This is a genomic window from Brenneria roseae subsp. americana, assembly GCF_003115815.1.
Classification (GTDB): Bacteria; Pseudomonadota; Gammaproteobacteria; order Enterobacterales; family Enterobacteriaceae; genus Brenneria; species Brenneria roseae.
In genome coordinates, this window is the sequence record NZ_QDKJ01000008.1 from 1 (window position 1) to 17,405 (window position 17,405).

The window sequence follows — 17,405 nt, forward strand, 5'->3', positions numbered from 1 at the left end:
TTGCTGACCACCTCCATAGGAGGTGGTGTTTATGCAGGGATAAAAAAGGCCGTTTACACGGCCTTTTATCAGATAGTTAGTGCATGGCACCCGGCGGGATGTCTTTATGCGCATTGATGTAGATTTCCAGAATTTTTTTCAAAAAATTACGCATTTTATTCACCTTGAAACGTTGTCATGTTGTTATCTCTAGGTAAAAGATTGTACGATTCAGCATCATCCATTGCAATATTTTTGTGATGTGCATCACAAAAATATTGCAATTTCCTATCTCATAGAACGCTTCTCACCAGCGGTGTCAAAAAACCGCCTTATCCCGCCATGCGCGGTGACAATACGTTTTGTAGCGAATAGTTACCGGACATTTGAGCAACAAAATAGCGCGCTATGTTATGCTTTTCATAAGAGATGAAAGTTTAGTCACCCTTCGTTATTTGTTGATATTAAAACAATTCAGCGCGCGGCTGCCTGATTTTCACCGTTGGTAATCCGCTTATTGAGGCTTGCTCCGCACACCATGGAAACCTGGAAACTCAATTTATTTTCTGCCTGGCTGGGGTGCTTTTTTACCGGTCTGGCCATGAGCCAGATATTACCCTTTTTGCCGCTGTACATTGAGCAACTTGGCGTACATTCACATGAGTCCTTAAGCCTTTGGTCTGGTTTGATTTTCAGCTCTTCATTTATGATCTCTGCGGTAGCGGCGCCGCTATGGGGAAGTCTGGCCGATCGCAAAGGACGTAAACTCATGCTGCTGCGTGCCGCGTTGGGGATGGCGATTGTCATGACTCTGCAAGGCTTTGCCACCAACGTATGGCATTTGTTTATTCTGCGCGCCATGATGGGGCTGACGTCCGGTTACATCCCCAACGCCATGGCGCTGATCGCCTCACAGGTGCCGCGGGATAAAAGCGGTTGGGCATTGGGTACGCTGTCTACCGGACAGATCTCCGGGGTCATTATCGGCCCGTTATTCGGCGGATTTATGGCCGATCATGTCGGTCTGCGGGTGGTATTTTTTATTACCGGCGGCATGCTCTTCATCAGTTTCCTGATTACGCTTTTCGCCATTAAAGAAAACATGATAAAAGTCAGCAAAGCGAACCGCCTGAGCGGCAAGGCGGTGTTTTCTTCCCTGCCTTATCCGGCATTGATGGTCAGCCTGTTTGTCACCACCATGATGATCCAGATGGCAAACGGCTCAATCAGCCCCATTCTGACGTTATTCATCCGCGATCTCGCGCCCGGCACTGACAATATCGCCTTTATCAGCGGCGTGATTGCCGCCGTGCCGGGCATCTCGGCCCTGCTCGCCGCGCCTCGTCTTGGCCAACTGGGCGATCGCATTGGCGCGCATCGCATATTGATTGTTTCTTTAGCCTTCAGCGTCCTGCTTTTTTTCATCATGTCCGTGGTGCAAACGCCCACTCAGCTAGGGATACTCCGATTCATGCTGGGCTTTGCCGATGGTGCGCTTATGCCTGCCGTACAGGCGCTGCTGGTAAAATACAGCAGCCAACAGGTTACAGGCCGGATCTTTGGCTACAACCAGTCATTTATGTACTTAGGGAATGTGGCCGGCCCGCTGATTGGCTCCGGCGTGTCCGCCATGATGGGGTTCCGTTGGGTATTTCTGGTCACAGCAGTCCTGGTATTGTGCAACACGATACAGATTATCTTCAGCTTCCGTCGGGTGCCGGGAAAAACCTGAGTACATCAATCATCGCCATTTATTCTTCACCGCCCATTCATGTTGCTGTCATTTCTCCCCCCCAAAGATAGCCCTGTGCAAACGTATGCATTCATAAAAAACGCCGGAAGCGTTTTTCAACGTTGCCTGGCAGCAGCCCTAAGGGGGCGGGGTGAGGAAAATCATCGGTTGTGACGACACGCCGCTGGCGGCATGGGAAGGTTATAGACTGACCACGGCGCGCCAGCCGGTTGAACAACTGGTGGAACAGGTGCTGATCAATTTGGCATTAGTACTCACCGATACCGCGAGCGGCGGTGTTATCGTACGCGTAAAGCCCATGTTGGTCATACGTTAACATGCCGGTATTTTTATTGGCATTCGATAATAACACGATGGTTTATATATGGATTCTCTATAAAAACCGTAATCTGCTGGTGAGGGGTTCCGGAGCGCAGTAGGATCGATTCGGTTTTATCGTCAAACGAAGGAGCTTAACGTGTATAAAGCGTATGACAGATACAGAAATCCGATCAACTCCGGTTGCCGCGTCATGCAGGCCGGTTCCCGTCTGGTCGGCACTATTGCGGCGATCCACGCAGAAAACCTGAAACGCGAAGAAGTTCGTCGGGCAAAATGCGTTGAACTGCAAGGTGTGAGTGGGTACTTTGCCCCGGAAGAGCTGATGCGTCTGGGACGTTCCTAGTTAGGTTTGTTTTTTTATTAAGCCTCGTTTTTATTCGGCTTGAGTTTTGTTATTCGGGCGTCGCTATGTCGCCCGACATGGATTGTCATCCCATGCCGATGCTCACATCGCCCCGTCAGGAATGTTCGAACCAGTCGCTGTTCTGCTGCGAAATAGGTGTAATCGAGTAAATCATTTCCTGTAGGTGTTCGCGAATCGCCTTTTCGGTGGCATCCGGATCGCGCGCCTTCAACCCGCTAAAAATCAGGTAATGTTGCTGAATCAGACTCACCGGCGGCGAAACCTGACTCAGACTGAGAAAACGGACTCTGTCCATTGTGGCTTTGATGGATTCAATGGTTTCCCACGCCAGCGGACAATTGGCAATCTGCGTCAAAAACTGATGAAAGCTATCATCCAGGCTAAGAAATTCACGTATCCGATTATTCTGTGCCGCCAGTTCCTGCCGGCGCAGATTATGTTCCAGAATCAGCAGTTGCTCATCGGTGACCGCTTCTGCCGCACGGCGGGCAATCGCACATTCCAGCGCCTGGCGGATAAAACGCGCATCGGCTACCCGTTGTTCAGAAATTTTCATCACAAACGTGCCGCGTTGCGGCAGGATTTGTACCAAACCGGCTTCAGCCAGTTTAATAAACGCTTCTCTGACAGGCTGGCGAGACACGTCAAAACGCGTGGAGATTTCTTTTTCAGACAGCAGTTTACCCGGAGGAATATTGCATTCCACAATGTCTTTACGCAGCACACGGTAAATTTGTTGATTTACAGGTTCGTTGTTGTTGATCTGAAAAGAAGTATCCATACCGTCGCTTTTTACACCAAATGTTTATGGATTATGATACATGTTTCACGCTCGTCGCCCTAGGTGTAATTGTCGCTAAAATTTCAATAACCCGGGATTTCCGGTGATAAAAACCGCGTAAAAAAAGCACGGATAGCATCCGCCACCGTGCTTCTTTCCGGCAAAGTCCCTATTTACCAGTCAACGGTTGCCAACGTTCCCCGAACGCCTTTCTCCAGCAACGTCAGGTAGTACTGCATCACCGTGTCCACGAAGATGGTGTTTTTCGGTAAATCCAGACCAAAGATAGCGTCCAGGGAAAGCAGCGCCGTCACACGGGCTTCACCTTCGGCACTGTTCTGCACGGTGTGGGCGATGACATCCTTCAGCGGATCGCTGATTTCAATCGGCTGCCCTTGCTCATCCACGCCGCCGACGTAACGCATCCAGCCTGCAACCCCCAACGCCAGCGCATCGAAACGGCTATCGTGCGCCAGATGCCAGCGAATAGAGTCCAGCATACGCTGCGGCAATTTTTGCGAGCCGTCCATCGCAATCTGCCAGGTGCGGTGCTTTAACGCCCGATTGCGGTAGCGCGCCAGCAATGCATCCGCATAGGCAGCGAGATCGACGCCCTGAGTACGCAATGTCGGGGCTTGCTCCCGCAGCATGAGATGGTGAGCGGCGGCGACCAGCATGTCATCCTGCATGCACTCGCTGATATGCTGATACCCGGCAAGATAACCCAGATAAGCCAGAAACGAGTGGCTGCCGTTCAGCATACGTAGCTTCATCTCCTCAAATGGCAGCACATCCCGCACCAGTTCCGCGCCGGCCTTTTCCCAATCGGGGCGGCCGTTGACAAAGTTGTCTTCGATAACCCATTGAAAGAATGGCTCACAGGCAACGCCTGCCGGATCGACAACCCCCAGTTGCTGATGAATCGTCTCCAGTGTTTCAGGCGTAATCGCCGGAACAATCCGATCGACCATCGTTGACGGAAAGGTGATGTTTTTTCCAATCCACTGCGCCAATTCGGTGTCCTGCTGCTCGGCCAGTTGCACAATCACATTGCGGGTAACGTGACCATTTTCCGGCATATTGTCGCAGGACATCACGCTGAAAGGCGACACCTGACGTTCACGCCTGCGTTTAATGGCAGCCAGGATCACGCCGGGCAGGGAGCGTGGCTGGTCAGGAAACGACAAGTCATGGCGAATCAGCGGATGTTCGATATTTAACTGGCCCGTTGCCGGAGAATGGCAATAGCCTTTTTCAGTGACCGTAATCGATACGATAGCAATATCCGGCGCACTCAAGGCCTCCAGAACCGCATCAATACCTTCAATTTCGGCATGCAGGGCTGACGTCGCGACGCCAATCACCCGGCTCTGCCATCCGGTATCCGCCATTTCGGACACCGACCAGAGCAAACCCTGCTGGCGAATCGCGTCGATTTGCTGTTCGCCGCCAATCAGATTGATCTCGCAATATCCCCAGTCGCTGCCGAACTCTGATGCCAGCTTATCCGCACACACGGCCTGGTGCGCCCGGTGAAAGGCGCCAAAACCAAGATGGGCGATACGCGTTTTTAACTTGCTGCGATCGTACCGGGGTACGATAACCTGCGGTTTAAGTTCATTAAACTCAGTGATATTCATAATTTTCTCTGATTTTATACTCAAAAAATACAGCCTGGATTTATGCCGCGTCTTCCAGCTCATCCAAATCGCGATCTTTTACCTCAGGCATACAGATTGCGGAAAATAGACCTATCAGCGAATAAACAATCACCATTACCGCAATAGGCCACCAGGAGTCGGTGATATTACAGAAAATACCCGCCAGTACCGGACCGAATCCGACGGCAACCAATCCACCGGTTTCTTTGGAAATCGCCATTTGCGTAAAGCGGTTCCGGGCGCCGAACATTTCCGCCATCGTGATATTTTCCAGCGCAAACAGACCTAATACGGCAAAGTTATGGATAACAATGATGCAGGTGATAATAATGTTAACATCTGCATTTTTATCCACGATAATTGAGAGCATCGGATACGCTAATAAAATCGCAGAGATATTCAGAATAATATAAGGCGTCCGACGACCTATTTTATCAGAGAGCCACCCCAGCAATGGAATCGTGATAAACCCGATAATAGAGCTGATCATAAGCGCATCGGTGGGAATATATTTCTCAAATAACAGCGTCTGTACCAAATAGCCTGCCAGGAATGTCTGAATCAGCCCCGAATTACCGGCTTGTCCAAACCGTAATCCCGTCGCCAACCAGAAAGACTTGCCTTTGAACATTTCCAGTATGGATTTCGGTCTGTTTTGCTCAACAGCGGCAGTCGAAACGGTATTCACTTCCGCCGCCTCGTTGCTGACTTTTTCAAAGACCGGACTTTCCTTGAGGTTCATACGCAACCAGATGGCGAACAGCATCACTATTACGCTGGCCAGGAAAGGAATACGCCAGCCCCAGGCCAATAATTCTTCTCTGTCGAGCGCAAAGAACATCACCGCCCATATCGCCGTGGCGCTGAGTGTCCCGCAGTTGGTTCCCATCGCCACCAAAGAAGAGATAATGCCTCGTTTGCCTTTCGGCGCATATTCAGCCAGCATCGTACCGGCGCCAGATATCTCCGCGCCCGCGCCCAGCCCCTGAACAATACGTAACGTCACCAGCAGTATCGGCGCGAAAATACCGATCTGGGCGTAGGTTGGTAACACACCGATTAACGTCGTACAGATCCCCATCATCGTGATGGTAATAAACAGCACTTTCTTTCTGCCTACCGAATCGCCCATTCTGCCGAAGATAAAGGCGCCGACAATACGCGCCACATAGCCTGCGCCGTAAGTGCCCATTGCCAGAATCAACGCCATCGCCGCCGATTGTTCAGGAAAGAAGATCTCATGGAAAACCAATGCCGCACCGAGTGAATATAACTGAAAATCCATAAACTCCAATGCAGTCCCTAACCAACCGGATACAGCCGCCTTGACCAAATCAGCGGTACTCCTTACAGGCTTATTTTGTCCAGACTCTATTTTATGCTTATTCATATATACTCTCGACGGTTTTAGTTATGGGTAGAGCACAGCAATAAAATCACTGCTTATAATGGTGTCATAATGCGATCCAGGTCTCATAAAATAAGATCTGGATCAGTACAAAAAGAAATAACTGCGATTAAATAAATCGTTACATTTGAATATAATCTATATTGGCTTACCTCTTAAAAATAACCCCAATATTATTAACGTCATCAGTCGTTAAATGTCAGTAACACTTTGCAACAGTTTTTCTGATCTTTCTCAAAAACCTCAATAGCTTGAATTACCTGCTGATATTCAAATTGATGTGTAATTAATTTTGACGGATCAATGCTTTTATTTTTCAACCAGTCAATCACTATTGGGAATTTATTGGCATTCAGTCTGGACGAGAATATAGACAGTTCCTTGCTGGTTATTCCCTGCTGGCTTACCTGACAAGGCTCGCTGGAAAAACCCATGATGGCGATGCGCGCAGCAGGCGAAGCAATAGTAATCGCTTCTTGCAAAATGGACGGGTGACAAGCAGCGTCAATAATCAACGTGGGCTTGATATTCAGCGCGTCCAGTTCTTCTTTCAATGACAGCGACGTATTATTAATGACTCTGTCCGCTCCATTACGCTGCGCCATTTCCAACCGTTCGGGGATACGGTCAACGACAATGATCTCTTTAACCTTGTACACCCCTTTCAGAACCTGCACGGATGTCAGCCCCATTGGCCCCGCACCGTAAATCAGCACAACGTCCTGTTCCGTCGGTTTTACCTGCGCGGTCACATTGGCGGAAATGGTAAACGGTTCCACCATCACCGCGAATTCATCCGGGATATCATCCGGGATGTGGTATGCATTTTTCGCCGGTACGACGGAATATTCACTGAACCCGCCATCACGGTGTACACCCAGCACCACCAGTGATGTACAGACATTCGGTTTGCCGATGGAACAAGGATAGCAATGGCCGCAGCTCACCACGGGATCGACCGATACCCGTTCGCCAAGGCGCGCCGGATCGACGCCATCGCCTACCGCGTCGATGACACCAAAGAATTCATGTCCAATCACCCGCGGATATTTGGCAAAAGGATTATGTCCCCGGTAAATATGGCTGTCTGAGCCGCAAATACCCGCCAGTTTTACCTTAACCCGCACGTCTCCTGCGCTGGGCTGGGACAGGCTGCGCTCTTCGATCACCAGTGTATCCGGCTGCTGTATCACAATACTTTTCATGTAATTAACCTCTTATTACCAATTCCACAGCGTGCCATCTTCCAGGCGTGCCACCGGCAGGTAGGCAGGCTCATAGGGATATTTGGCTGCCAGCTTTTCATCAAACTCGATACCCAGCCCAGGCTTGTCGCCAGGGTGCATATAGCCATCGTCAAAGACCCAGCTATGCGGGAACACTTCCAGCATTTGTTCCGAATACCCCATATATTCCTGTACGCCAAAATTAGGCACCCAGAGATCGAAATGCAGTGCCGCCGCCATACAAATCGGTGACAAATCCGAGGGGCCATGAGAACCGGTGCGAACCTGATACAGGGATGCGAAATCAGCAATCCGGCGCATACCGGTAATCCCGCCGGTGTGGGTGATCGTGGTACGGATATAGTCGATTAACTGCTCTTCAATCAGCTGCTTACAATCCCAGATACTATTGAATACTTCACCTACCGCAATCGGGGTAACGGTGTGCTGGCGGATTAAACGGAAACACGCCTGATTTTCAGCCGGGGTGGGATCTTCCATCCAGAACAGGCGGTAATCTTCAATACTCTTGCCGAAACGGGCGGCTTCTATCGGCGTCAGCCGGTGGTGCATGTCATGCAGCAAGTGTTCCGAGAAACCGAATTTGTCACGTACCGCTTCAAACAGTTTTGGAGTGAAATCGAGGTATTTTTCTGTTGACCACAGTTGCTCTTCCGGCCAGTTTCCTTTGGTTGCCGGCTCATAGGCCAGCCCCTTCCCTTTTGCCATACCGTAAGTCGTTTTCATGCCGGGGACGCCGCATTGCACGCGGATAGCCTTAAATCCCATATCGCGGTGTTTGGCATAATCATCCAGCACTTCATCAATGGTATGCCCGGTAGTGTGGCAATACACCATCACGCCAGTACGCGATGCGCCGCCCAGTAGCTGATAAAGCGGCATATTGGCCACTTTGCCTTTGATATCCCACAGCGCCATATCCACCGCAGAAATGGCCGACATCGTCACGGGGCCGCGACGCCAGTAGGCGCCCTTATAGAAATACTGCCAGATGTCTTCAATCTGATGCGCATCACGCCCAATCAACTGCGGGCATACATGATCCTTGAGGTAAGAAGCGACCGATAGTTCACGACCATTCAGCGTCGCATCACCAATACCGGTCACACCGCTGTCTGTCGTAATTTTCAGGGTAACAAAGTTACGCCCCGGGCAAGTAACAAACACTTCAGCGCTGACAATTTTCACTTTACTTATCCTTCTCTACTCATGACTGTTCATATCTTCAATGACAACTACCATACAAGTATATCTAGTATGATAATTTGAATCACTTCACATTTATGTTGAAAAAATGTTCAAGAGGTGGGAAGGCGGCGTGTGAATGGATACAGATGAGCGGCGCTAATCAATACATTCGGCATCCCCCATCAAAACGGGAATACGATAATGAGGGCACTGAAAAAGAAATATAAATCCCGGTATTACCTATTTCCTCGGGTAAACCGGTACTTCCCCTGTCAATAAAAGCGATTTCAATATTCAGGCAACGCTTATGAAATAGCGTAAAAATGTTGTAATAGTTCAAGTGATTGAAAGTTGGAATAACATCCAATAGCAATAAGTTGCCCGATCTTTCCCCGACTTATTGCAAATGACACATTTGGCGTTCGTAATACGGAACAATACTTTATCAGCGGTCTACATTTTCATCTGAGAGCTAAAGCGTTTACACCACCTTAACAAAATCAATTAGTTATAAAAAATCAATTCAATAACCTCATTATAACATGACATAAATCAACTAATATAAAAATGCGATAACAACCAAATAAAAACAGATCTCATTACCAAAACCATTATGCAAAAATAAATACTGGTTATGCATAAAATATTCACACGCGATAAAAATGAAGAATTACCCGACTCGCTCAGATAACAGGCATTTATAATAAGCCGATAGGAAATTTATATCGCAGTATGAATAAATAAATGTGACTAAGAGCACAACTACATTCCGGCCCCTATGGTCAAATAAAATGCATAATAAGAGTATGGTTTACGAGTAAATATGTTGTCTGAAATGCAATATTTTCAGTCAATATCCCCGACCGGATTTCAAGACGCAGGACGCCAAACGCCCTGCGGTTAGAGAGCCGATCGGGTATCAATGATTTCTTATTCCCGGTGCTGTCTCAGCGCGGCTACCGCTTCAATGTGAAGGTTTAATGTTATGGAAGAATTTTCTCGCCGTCGTTTCATTGCTTATATAGGAAGCGCGATTGTCGTCACCGGGAACACCAGCCTCGCGCGAGCGCAGACGCAGGACGAACCCGCGAACACCGCCAAATCAACCGCTGTCAAATATGGTCTGTTACACAACGAACAACGCTGCATCGGCTGTAATGCCTGCATCGGCGCCTGTAAAACCACCAACAGCGTGCCCGATGGCGTTACCCGATTGGAGATACTGAAAACCGTCGATATACCGGCGACGGAAACCGCTCGCTCCTTCAAACAGTATTTCCGCAAATCCTGTCAGCACTGTGAAAATCCGCCGTGTGTTTCGGTATGTCCGACCGGAGCGTCCTTCAAGGATGCGTTGACCGGCATTGTCGATGTTAACGATAAACGCTGCGTCGGCTGCCGTTATTGCATTGCCGCCTGTCCTTATCATGTCCGCTTTATCAACCCGGTCAGCAAGACGGCGGATAAATGCAACTTTTGCCGGGAAACCAATCTGGCAGCCGGGAAACAGCCGGCCTGCGTGGAAATATGCCCGACCAAAGCGCTGGTGTTTGGCGATCTGAACGATCCCAACAGCGATATTTCAAAAATGATCAAGAGCAATTCAACCTATCGGTCAAAGGTCTACCTTGGCACCGAACCGCAACTCTATCGTATTCCGGGTAGACGGGGAGAAATCGACAATGCATAACGCCTTCCAGTTTGACTCCCTCGTCTGGGATTGGCCCATCGCCATTTATCTATTACTTGTCGGCATTTCGGCAGGGATGGTATCGCTATCGATTCTGATCAGGTATTACGTTCCTGCGGAATACAGCGGCAGCAATATTGTGATTAAATCCACGGCCATCGTCGCCCCGTTGGCCGTCATTTTGGGTCTGGTCATCCTGATTTTTCACCTGACGCGGCCAATGACGTTCTGGTATCTGATGGTGTTCTATAATCCAACCTCCATCATGTCCCTCGGGGTCATGCTATTTCAGGTGTACTTTGTGGTCATCCTGCTATGGATCATTAATCTCTATAAGGAAGGGCTACTCAGCCTGATTGAAACCCGATTGCATCGCCCGGCGCTGACGTCGCTGGCGCAAAGAATCACGGCCATCATCGCCAAAAAATCCGCTTTGATTGAAAACGTGCTGCTGGTGCTGGCTATTTTGCTCGGCTGCTATACCGGTTTCCTGCTCTCCGCGCTGAAATCTTTCCCGCTGCTCAACAACCCGGTGCTCCCCGTGCTGTTTTTGGCCTCAGGAACAACATCCGGCATTGCCGTGATGATGCTTGCCAGCGCCATGAGCCGCCAGTCCTCCGGTAATACGGCAACCATGCACTTCATTCACCGGATAGAAAACCCGGTTGTCTATGCGGAACTGTTCCTGCTGTTTGCCTTCTTTATCGGCTTGTTGCTGGGAGGGGGACAGAAAACCGTTGCCGCGCACACGGCGCTCAGCGGCTTCTGGGGCGGCGTATTCTGGATCGGTATTATCGGTGCCGGCATTGCCGTACCACTGATTGCCGGTTTTATGCGTAACCCGCATGCGCATCCTGGTAAAGGACACCTTGTTGCCATGGCGACGCTAAGCTTGCTCGGCGTGTTCCTGTTACGCCTGTTCGTGCTCTACGCCGGACAAATGACGGTGGCCTAGTCAATGAATACGTCATGGGTCTTATTCTGGATTGCATCTATCACCTTTTTTATGCAATCCCTGGATACCACCATGCTGTATATCGCTATTCCGGCCATCGCAGATTCACTGCATCAACCGGTGCTGCATATGGAAATGATCGTGATTTCCTATGTCATTACCGTCGTGGCGTTTACGCCAGTCAATGGTTGGCTGGCGGAACGTCTGGGGGAAAGAAAGACTTATTTGCTGGCGATAGGCATCTTTTCACTGGGTTCACTGTTATGCATCACCGCGAATTCTGTTATCAGCTTAAGCGCCTTTCGTTTTATTCAGGGGATCGGCGGTGCATTGATGTTGCCCATCATCAGAACCGTGATATTAAAAACGACGCCGCAGACCATGAAGCTGATCTTCCTCAATCGGATTACCCTGCTGGGTTTATTGGGAACGATGATTGGACCGGTATTAGGCAGTTTTACTGTTAATCTTTTTTCATGGCGGGCGATTTTTATTGCCAATATTCCGCTGTCGTTGGTCTGTCTTTTTCTGGCGAGGAAATATATTCCAAACGAAAACAGGGAAACAGAACGGCGAACCGATCCTTATGGCCTGATATTGCTGGTGATCACATTATTTTTAGCCGCGTTTATCCTGACCGCCATACCGAAAAACATTATCCCAATGCCTGTCGCTCTATTGTTAAGCCTGTCTGGTATCGGTTTGGCGTTTCTTTATTTCAAACAGGATATGACAAAGAAGGAGTCATTATTCCCTGCGTCGCTGTTTGAAATAAAAACGTTCTCCATTGGAATGATTGGCGGCATGTTAACCCGGATTTTACTGTCGTCCACCCCCGTCGTGCTCTCATTAATGCTGCAAACGACCCTGGCGTGCAAGCCGGTTGAAACCAGTATTATTCTGCTGCTGTTCTCCACCGGGGCGCTACTGTCAAAAGTGCTGTTCGAGCCCATGATAAAACGCACCGGCTATAAACGGCTGCTGATGTTGACGACCGGGTTTACATCGATATGCATCCTTGCTTTGAGTTTTGCCGTGCAGGAAAAATCGATGATGCAGATCGGCGTTATTGCGGCCATTCTGGGCGTATTGATTTCAACGTTGCATTCGGCGGAAAGTACGCTGGCCTTCAGTAATCTGAACCACGCCACGTATAACAGCGGTAATAATATGTTGACCATCACACAGCTTATTTCCGTTATGGTCAGTATGGCCCTGACGTTCCCTATATTACGGTTTCTCTCTCAATTTGAAGTCATCTTTAAATTAAATAGTTTCAGCCTGTTGTTTTTATTATTGGGGATTGGATTGCCGATTTGCTGCCTGATATTTAAATCACTCAATGACGACGATGGTCATCATTTTATTCACGGGCGATAAGAGAAAATATCACCCGGCTTTACGAAACGTCAGATTAAAACGATGTTCCCCCGTTACGCTGTCGGGCACCGCGCCGCTTTTCAGTGGCAATATCCCATGGTAACGAAGCCGCGACTCGCCACCCCACACGACGACGTCACTGTGCAACAGCGAACAACGCTGAGTCCGATCGCTGCGCTTCAATCCGCCAAATAAAAACAGGGCTCCCAGCCCCAGCGAAAGAGAGACAATGGGCTGGCTGAAATCACGCTCGTCCTTATCCTGATGCAGTGACATCCGCGCCCCGACATCATAGCGGTTAATCAGACAGGCATCAGGCGCAAAATCCTCAAAACCGGCTGCGCTGGCGGCACGCTTCGCCAATTGGGAAAAAACAGCCGGCATCGCGGGCCATGAGTTTCCGCTAAGTGGATCAACCGGCGAATAGCGATAGCCGGACTCATCCGTCACCCAGCCCAGCGCCCCACAGTTACTCATCGCTACCGACATGACATGCCCGCCCGGCGTCATCATATGGCGAAACGGCGCATACTTGATGACCTCAGTGATTGCCGACATCAACACCGCGGCCTCCGGATAAGCAAATCCGTGCAGGATAACCGCGCCCGATGCCAGTGTTTCCGTCCATCGCTCCGGGGCTTCATCCGCAAATAAATCAAGATTCATGACATGCGACTCCTCGTTTTCCACCATCACCCCTTGTCAGCCGAATCGCGCTTAGCCAACGTCGCAGGAGGTCTATCGCCCGCGAGTAACGTTTCCTGTGTTAACAGGGCTCGCTTGCGCTCCACGCCCCAGCGATATCCCGACAGTGCCCCATCGTGGCGAACCACCCGGTGGCAAGGGATTGCCACCGCCAGACGGTTGGCCGCACAGGCTCCCGCAACAGCCCGAACAGCCGTCGGCGATCCAACCCGAGTCGCAATATCCCGATAGCTGGCCGTCTCGCCAACGGGAATATCCCGCAGCGCCTGCCATACCCGCTGCTGAAAAGCGGTCCCCCGGATATCAAGCGGTAATGCGAGTCCAACATGCGGATCATCGACAAAACCAACGACCTGCGCCATGCGTTGTTCAAAATCCGCGTCGCCGCCCACCAGCTGGGCATGAGCGAACATAGCCTGCAATTCATTGACCAATTGTTGCGGTTCATCCCCTAACAGAATGGCGCAAACCCCTCGATCGCTTTCAGCGACCAGAACGTCACCGACCGAACAGACGCCGACGGCGAAGTAGATCGTCATACCTTGTCCTTTGTTCTGAAACGTCGTCGGCGTCATTCCCAGCAAAGCATTGGCTTCCGAGTAGAAACGCCCATTGGCGCCATAACCGGCGGCCAATATTGTTTCCGTCACCGAACCATTTTCCGTCAACTGTCGGCGAATCTGCTGGTGGCGATGGGCACGGGCATACTGTTTCGGCGTTACGCCCGTTATCGATTTAAACAGACGATGAAAATGAAAAGTACTCAACCCCACCGTCTTTGCCAACACCGCCAGCGCTGGCGCATTCTCTGCCTGTTCGATTATGCGGCAGGCATGGGCAATCTGTTCCGCCTGCTGAGCCGCCCTGGATATCCGGCCCTGACGGCAACGTTTGCAAGGACGAAACCCCGCCGCTTCAGCCTCATCAGACGAATCAAAAAAGACCACGTTTTCACGCCTTGGCTGACGCGAAGCGCAGGAGGGAGAACAATACACCCCGGTCGTTTTGACGGCATAAACAAAGTGGCCATCCGCCGCTTTGTTTCGGGTGCGTAAAGCCAGCCAACGCTGGTCTTCATCCTGATAGGGTTGAACAACCTGATGAATTTGATCGTTCTGTTGGCGTGAATCGGTCAGTTTCATTTTTCACCTCGCGCGTCATGATTAGCGGAAGCCTTTTTAAAGGCGTCCTCCACCATAAGATGAAGAGAAATGGTGAACACGCCCAACTCTTGCTTTTTAATTCCGGCCATCGCTCATGATCATCCATAGCGTAGCGGATCATCCTATAATCGCCTATGCTCAGGTTTTCTGACCGATAGGTTACATTCGTTATCTTTCAATCTCAGATGCGTAGATTACCTATTAAAACCTCAAGAATTATCCTCTCGATCATGGAAAAACAGTGATGACGCCCAACTCTCAGCGGGATTTTGATCGTAAAGCCATTACACACCTCAGCACCATTAGCGAACGCTGGGCCAGCCTGATATCGCAAGTGGGAGCATGTTGTCATCAAACCGCACCTCACAGAGAACCTTATGAGGCATTGATTCGGGCGGTCGCTCATCAGCAGTTAACCACCCGAGCCGGTGATTCGATGGTGACAAAACTGATCAATATCCACGATGGACAATTTCCCAGTGCGGAACAGATGGTTGCCTGCTCAACCGAAACCCTGAGGCAGTGCGGGTTTTCCGCCCGCAAGGTAGAAACGCTGCATGCCATCTCCCACGGCGCCCTGAGCGGTTTGGTGCCCAGCTTAAAACAGGCCGCCGGCATGGATGATGAAACCCTTATCAGGCAGTTGAGTTCATTAAAAGGGATTGGGCGCTGGACGGTAGAAATCTTTCTGATTTACTCGCTGGAACGTCGTGACATTATGCCGCTTGACGATCTGGGCATCAGGCAGGGATTGCGCTATGTCTACAATCTACAGGACATGCCGGCTCGCCATGCCCTGCGCGAACTGAGTGAACCATGCCGGCCCTACCGCACCATCGCATCGTGGTACTTATGGCGCGCGCTTGAACTGCCAGCCTATCAGGCGTTCAAACTGGCACTTCGGCCGTCATCCCCGACCGTCAGCGCAGGCGGGGGTTTACCGACTCGCCCCGCATCCCGGCGTGGCGACGATGAATGATGCGCTCTCGCAGCGTGTCATAGATCCAGTTGTAGGCCATGGTGTAAGGCAGGAAGAACAGGAAAAAGCCAATTTCTACCATCAGGGCCTGCCACAGCGTTATATTCAGCATCCAGGCGGCCAGCGGCAGGCCGATCAAAATGAACCCGCCTTCAAACCCTAATGCGTGGCCAATACGCACGGGCAAACGTCGTTTCACTCGCGTCACGGGCCACAGCCGATCAAAGACCGAGTTATAAATGATATTCCAGATCATTGCCACGCTGGATAGCATGATGGCCAGCGCGCCCATATCAAATATCGGTTTATTCATCAGCCAGGCGCCGGCTGGCGCGCAAATCATCAATGCAATCAGCTCAAAGCCGGCCGCATGGTAAATGCGCTCACGTATTGTTTTCTTTTGCATAGCACTTTCACTCATTCTTCAGATTGCGCGGCATACATACCTAGTTTCCGCTTTCACGCCGTTTCCCCTCATCAAGAGAAGCAGCGTGACGCATTTTCATCGAAATAAGTGATAGAATAAAATTAGAATCCATCGATAAAAACGATAGAGATGACAATGCGCTACTCCCCAGAATCTCTCATGGCTTTCATGGCAACCGTAAATACCGGTTCTTTTTCCGCTGCCGCCCGCCAGTTGCACAAGAGCCAGTCCACAGTGAGCGCCGCAATAGCCAATCTGGAAGCCGATCTGGGATTAATACTGTTCGATCGCTCAGGTCATCAACCGGTGCTGACCCAGCCAGGCAGAAAGGTGCTGACGCATATACAGGCAATCCTCTCGGCCAGCGATGCACTGGACGAACTGGCAATCCGCCTGGCCGATAATATTGAGCCTCGACTGACCTTCGTGCTGTCTGACACCTGGAAAACCACGCATTATGAACCGGTGCTTCAGCGCTTTGCCCAGCGCTTTCCCGATATTGAGTTCGAATGCCTGATTGCGGAAGATGACGATGTAATTGACCTGCTGCAATCCGAGCGCGCACACGTAGGACTCTTACGCGCCCAGGCCGATTACCCGCCGGATATTGCCGCTTCCCGCTTGCAAATCAAAACCGAAATGGCGGTATTCGTCGCGGCCCGCCATCCCCTGGCATCGGCAAAAAAGGTCACTCGCAGCCAGCTTGCCACGGTTCGCCAGCTCTACCTGAACACCTATAAACGCAGCGATCGGCTACAGGCGGAAGGTATCGTGTGGTCGGCCCCTTCTTATCTGCTGCTGCTGGAAATGGCGCAACAAGGTTTTGGCTGGAGTATTTTGCCGCGCTGGCTGGTTTCCCGCTATGATCATCAAATGCTGGTGGAACTGCCGGTGGCAGGGTGGCCGCAGCTCATTGAGGTCGATGTAGCCTGGTCCAAGCCACATCCGCCCGGCCCGGCGGGCCTGTGGATGATTGATAACCTCCTGGCTCAACAGGAAAATACGCCAGATTTCTGAGACCGAATCGCTTTCATATTCGTCGCAGAGAAACAGTGATATTTCCCCCACAAGAGGGTGAAGCGTGGTTTAATTGCTTATATTATTTTCGCCTTACGCAATCCGTTTAAAAAAATAACGGGATTAATTGAATAGTTATTATTGCCAAATAGCTGCATTACTTTAATTAAAAAACTTAATTAAATAACTTAATATCCTAAATAATAATAATCAAACCTATTTGATTACAATGATTTTACTTTTCCTCATTAAGACACAAACGTAAAGATAATATCGCGATTGATTGCCAATTATGTGATGTATCAAAGTGGTACTCCCCGACACAAAACCATACTATTATAAGGACTATTACTTTTGTATTTGTGCCAAATGAGAATGCCACAACGA

The 17,405-nt window shown here is 50.1% G+C and carries 17 protein-coding genes; 8 read left to right on the forward strand and 9 right to left on the reverse strand.

What is annotated here, in order from left to right:
* Nucleotides 1–76 precede the first annotated feature (76 nt).
* On the reverse strand, nt 77–154 hold the full coding sequence (gene azuC / locus B4923_RS21310) for a stress response protein AzuC (RefSeq protein ID WP_136156311.1): 78 nt from the start codon (nt 152–154) through the stop codon (nt 77–79).
* A gap of 363 nt (nt 155–517) precedes the next feature.
* On the opposite strand from azuC, the gene B4923_RS11355 reads away from it, so the two are divergent.
* The 3 genes from B4923_RS11355 to ydfZ all read left to right on the forward strand — a co-directional run bounded on the left by B4923_RS11355 (nt 518) and on the right by ydfZ (nt 2,396).
* The gene (locus B4923_RS11355) at nt 518–1,711 is read left to right on the forward strand and encodes a multidrug efflux MFS transporter (RefSeq protein WP_109054486.1); all 1,194 of its coding nucleotides are present in this window, start codon (nt 518–520) and stop codon (nt 1,709–1,711) included.
* Nucleotides 1,712–1,862: 151 nt separating this feature from the next.
* Nucleotides 1,863–2,048 carry a type 1 periplasmic-binding domain-containing protein gene (locus B4923_RS11360; RefSeq protein ID WP_109054487.1) on the forward strand — a complete coding sequence of 62 codons (186 nt, stop codon included), beginning with the start codon at nt 1,863–1,865 and terminating at the stop codon, nt 2,046–2,048.
* Nucleotides 2,049–2,189: 141 nt separating this feature from the next.
* Nucleotides 2,190–2,396: a putative selenium delivery protein YdfZ gene (gene ydfZ / locus B4923_RS11365; protein ID WP_109054488.1), complete on the forward strand. Its 207-nt coding sequence runs from the start codon at nt 2,190–2,192 to the stop codon at nt 2,394–2,396.
* 115 nt (nt 2,397–2,511) lie between these two features.
* Here ydfZ and B4923_RS11370 read toward each other — a convergent pair whose 3' ends face one another.
* The 5 genes from B4923_RS11370 to manD form a co-directional block, all read right to left on the reverse strand.
* Complete coding sequence (locus B4923_RS11370) at nt 2,512–3,198, reverse strand: GntR family transcriptional regulator (RefSeq protein ID WP_109054489.1); 687 nt, start codon at nt 3,196–3,198, stop codon at nt 2,512–2,514.
* Nucleotides 3,199–3,371: 173 nt separating this feature from the next.
* On the reverse strand, nt 3,372–4,838 hold the full coding sequence (locus B4923_RS11375) for a mannitol dehydrogenase family protein (protein WP_109054676.1): 1,467 nt from the start codon (nt 4,836–4,838) through the stop codon (nt 3,372–3,374).
* A 40-nt stretch (nt 4,839–4,878) separates the two neighbouring features.
* Entirely contained in the window at nt 4,879–6,249 is a 1,371-nt protein-coding gene (locus B4923_RS11380) for an MFS transporter (RefSeq protein WP_109054490.1), read from the reverse strand.
* Between the two features lie 203 nt (nt 6,250–6,452).
* A complete protein-coding gene (locus B4923_RS11385; RefSeq protein WP_109054491.1) occupies nt 6,453–7,472 on the reverse strand; it encodes a Zn-dependent oxidoreductase in 1,020 nt (339 codons plus the stop codon).
* Between the two features lie 15 nt (nt 7,473–7,487).
* Complete coding sequence (manD, locus tag B4923_RS11390; protein WP_109054492.1) at nt 7,488–8,702, reverse strand: D-mannonate dehydratase ManD; 1,215 nt, start codon at nt 8,700–8,702, stop codon at nt 7,488–7,490.
* A 985-nt stretch (nt 8,703–9,687) separates the two neighbouring features.
* On the opposite strand from manD, the gene B4923_RS11395 reads away from it, so the two are divergent.
* Genes B4923_RS11395 through B4923_RS11405 form a run of 3 tightly spaced genes read left to right on the forward strand, consistent with a single transcriptional unit; the run spans nt 9,688 to nt 12,727 of the window.
* Nucleotides 9,688–10,392: a 4Fe-4S dicluster domain-containing protein gene (locus B4923_RS11395; protein WP_109054493.1), complete on the forward strand. Its 705-nt coding sequence runs from the start codon at nt 9,688–9,690 to the stop codon at nt 10,390–10,392.
* Nucleotides 10,385–11,347: a cytochrome c nitrite reductase subunit NrfD gene (nrfD, locus tag B4923_RS11400; RefSeq protein WP_109054494.1), complete on the forward strand. Its 963-nt coding sequence runs from the start codon at nt 10,385–10,387 to the stop codon at nt 11,345–11,347. The genes B4923_RS11395 and nrfD overlap by 8 nt, the downstream gene beginning before the upstream one ends.
* 3 nt (nt 11,348–11,350) lie before the next feature.
* A complete protein-coding gene (locus B4923_RS11405) occupies nt 11,351–12,727 on the forward strand; it encodes an MFS transporter (protein WP_109054495.1) in 1,377 nt (458 codons plus the stop codon).
* Between the two features lie 9 nt (nt 12,728–12,736).
* Here B4923_RS11405 and alkB read toward each other — a convergent pair whose 3' ends face one another.
* Nucleotides 12,737–13,393: a DNA oxidative demethylase AlkB gene (gene alkB, locus B4923_RS11410; RefSeq protein ID WP_109054677.1), complete on the reverse strand. Its 657-nt coding sequence runs from the start codon at nt 13,391–13,393 to the stop codon at nt 12,737–12,739.
* A 26-nt stretch (nt 13,394–13,419) separates the two neighbouring features.
* Nucleotides 13,420–14,574 carry a bifunctional DNA-binding transcriptional regulator/O6-methylguanine-DNA methyltransferase Ada gene (ada, locus tag B4923_RS11415; protein ID WP_109054496.1) on the reverse strand — a complete coding sequence of 385 codons (1,155 nt, stop codon included), beginning with the start codon at nt 14,572–14,574 and terminating at the stop codon, nt 13,420–13,422.
* 265 nt (nt 14,575–14,839) lie between these two features.
* Here ada and B4923_RS11420 point away from each other — a divergent pair, with 265 nt between their 5' ends.
* Nucleotides 14,840–15,574 carry a DNA-3-methyladenine glycosylase family protein gene (locus B4923_RS11420; protein WP_109054497.1) on the forward strand — a complete coding sequence of 245 codons (735 nt, stop codon included), beginning with the start codon at nt 14,840–14,842 and terminating at the stop codon, nt 15,572–15,574.
* On the opposite strand, the gene B4923_RS11425 is transcribed toward B4923_RS11420, so the two are convergent.
* Nucleotides 15,516–15,980 carry a multidrug/biocide efflux PACE transporter gene (locus B4923_RS11425; RefSeq protein ID WP_146187256.1) on the reverse strand — a complete coding sequence of 155 codons (465 nt, stop codon included), beginning with the start codon at nt 15,978–15,980 and terminating at the stop codon, nt 15,516–15,518. The genes B4923_RS11420 and B4923_RS11425 overlap by 59 nt on opposite strands.
* Before the next feature lie 156 nt (nt 15,981–16,136).
* Between B4923_RS11425 and B4923_RS11430 the strand changes: the two genes are divergently transcribed.
* On the forward strand, nt 16,137–17,018 hold the full coding sequence (locus B4923_RS11430) for a LysR family transcriptional regulator (RefSeq protein ID WP_109054499.1): 882 nt from the start codon (nt 16,137–16,139) through the stop codon (nt 17,016–17,018).
* Nucleotides 17,019–17,405 lie beyond the last annotated feature (387 nt).

Excerpts from the sequence above, each read along its gene's own strand:
- azuC (WP_136156311.1), bottom strand. The coding sequence starts at position 154 with ATGCGTAATTTTTTGAAAAAAATTCTGGAAATCTACATCAATGCGCAT.
- B4923_RS11355 (WP_109054486.1), top strand. The coding sequence starts at position 518 with ATGGAAACCTGGAAACTCAATTTATTTTCTGCCTGGCTGGGGTGCTTT.
- B4923_RS11370 (WP_109054489.1), bottom strand. The coding sequence starts at position 3,198 with ATGGATACTTCTTTTCAGATCAACAACAACGAACCTGTAAATCAACAA.
- B4923_RS11375 (WP_109054676.1), bottom strand. The coding sequence starts at position 4,838 with ATGAATATCACTGAGTTTAATGAACTTAAACCGCAGGTTATCGTACCC.
- B4923_RS11380 (WP_109054490.1), bottom strand. The coding sequence starts at position 6,249 with ATGAATAAGCATAAAATAGAGTCTGGACAAAATAAGCCTGTAAGGAGT.
- B4923_RS11385 (WP_109054491.1), bottom strand. The coding sequence starts at position 7,472 with ATGAAAAGTATTGTGATACAGCAGCCGGATACACTGGTGATCGAAGAG.
- B4923_RS11395 (WP_109054493.1), top strand. The coding sequence starts at position 9,688 with ATGGAAGAATTTTCTCGCCGTCGTTTCATTGCTTATATAGGAAGCGCG.
- nrfD (WP_109054494.1), top strand. The coding sequence starts at position 10,385 with ATGCATAACGCCTTCCAGTTTGACTCCCTCGTCTGGGATTGGCCCATC.
- B4923_RS11405 (WP_109054495.1), top strand. The coding sequence starts at position 11,351 with ATGAATACGTCATGGGTCTTATTCTGGATTGCATCTATCACCTTTTTT.
- alkB (WP_109054677.1), bottom strand. The coding sequence starts at position 13,393 with ATGAATCTTGATTTATTTGCGGATGAAGCCCCGGAGCGATGGACGGAA.
- ada (WP_109054496.1), bottom strand. The coding sequence starts at position 14,574 with ATGAAACTGACCGATTCACGCCAACAGAACGATCAAATTCATCAGGTT.
- B4923_RS11420 (WP_109054497.1), top strand. The coding sequence starts at position 14,840 with ATGACGCCCAACTCTCAGCGGGATTTTGATCGTAAAGCCATTACACAC.
- B4923_RS11425 (WP_146187256.1), bottom strand. The coding sequence starts at position 15,980 with ATGCAAAAGAAAACAATACGTGAGCGCATTTACCATGCGGCCGGCTTT.
- B4923_RS11430 (WP_109054499.1), top strand. The coding sequence starts at position 16,137 with ATGCGCTACTCCCCAGAATCTCTCATGGCTTTCATGGCAACCGTAAAT.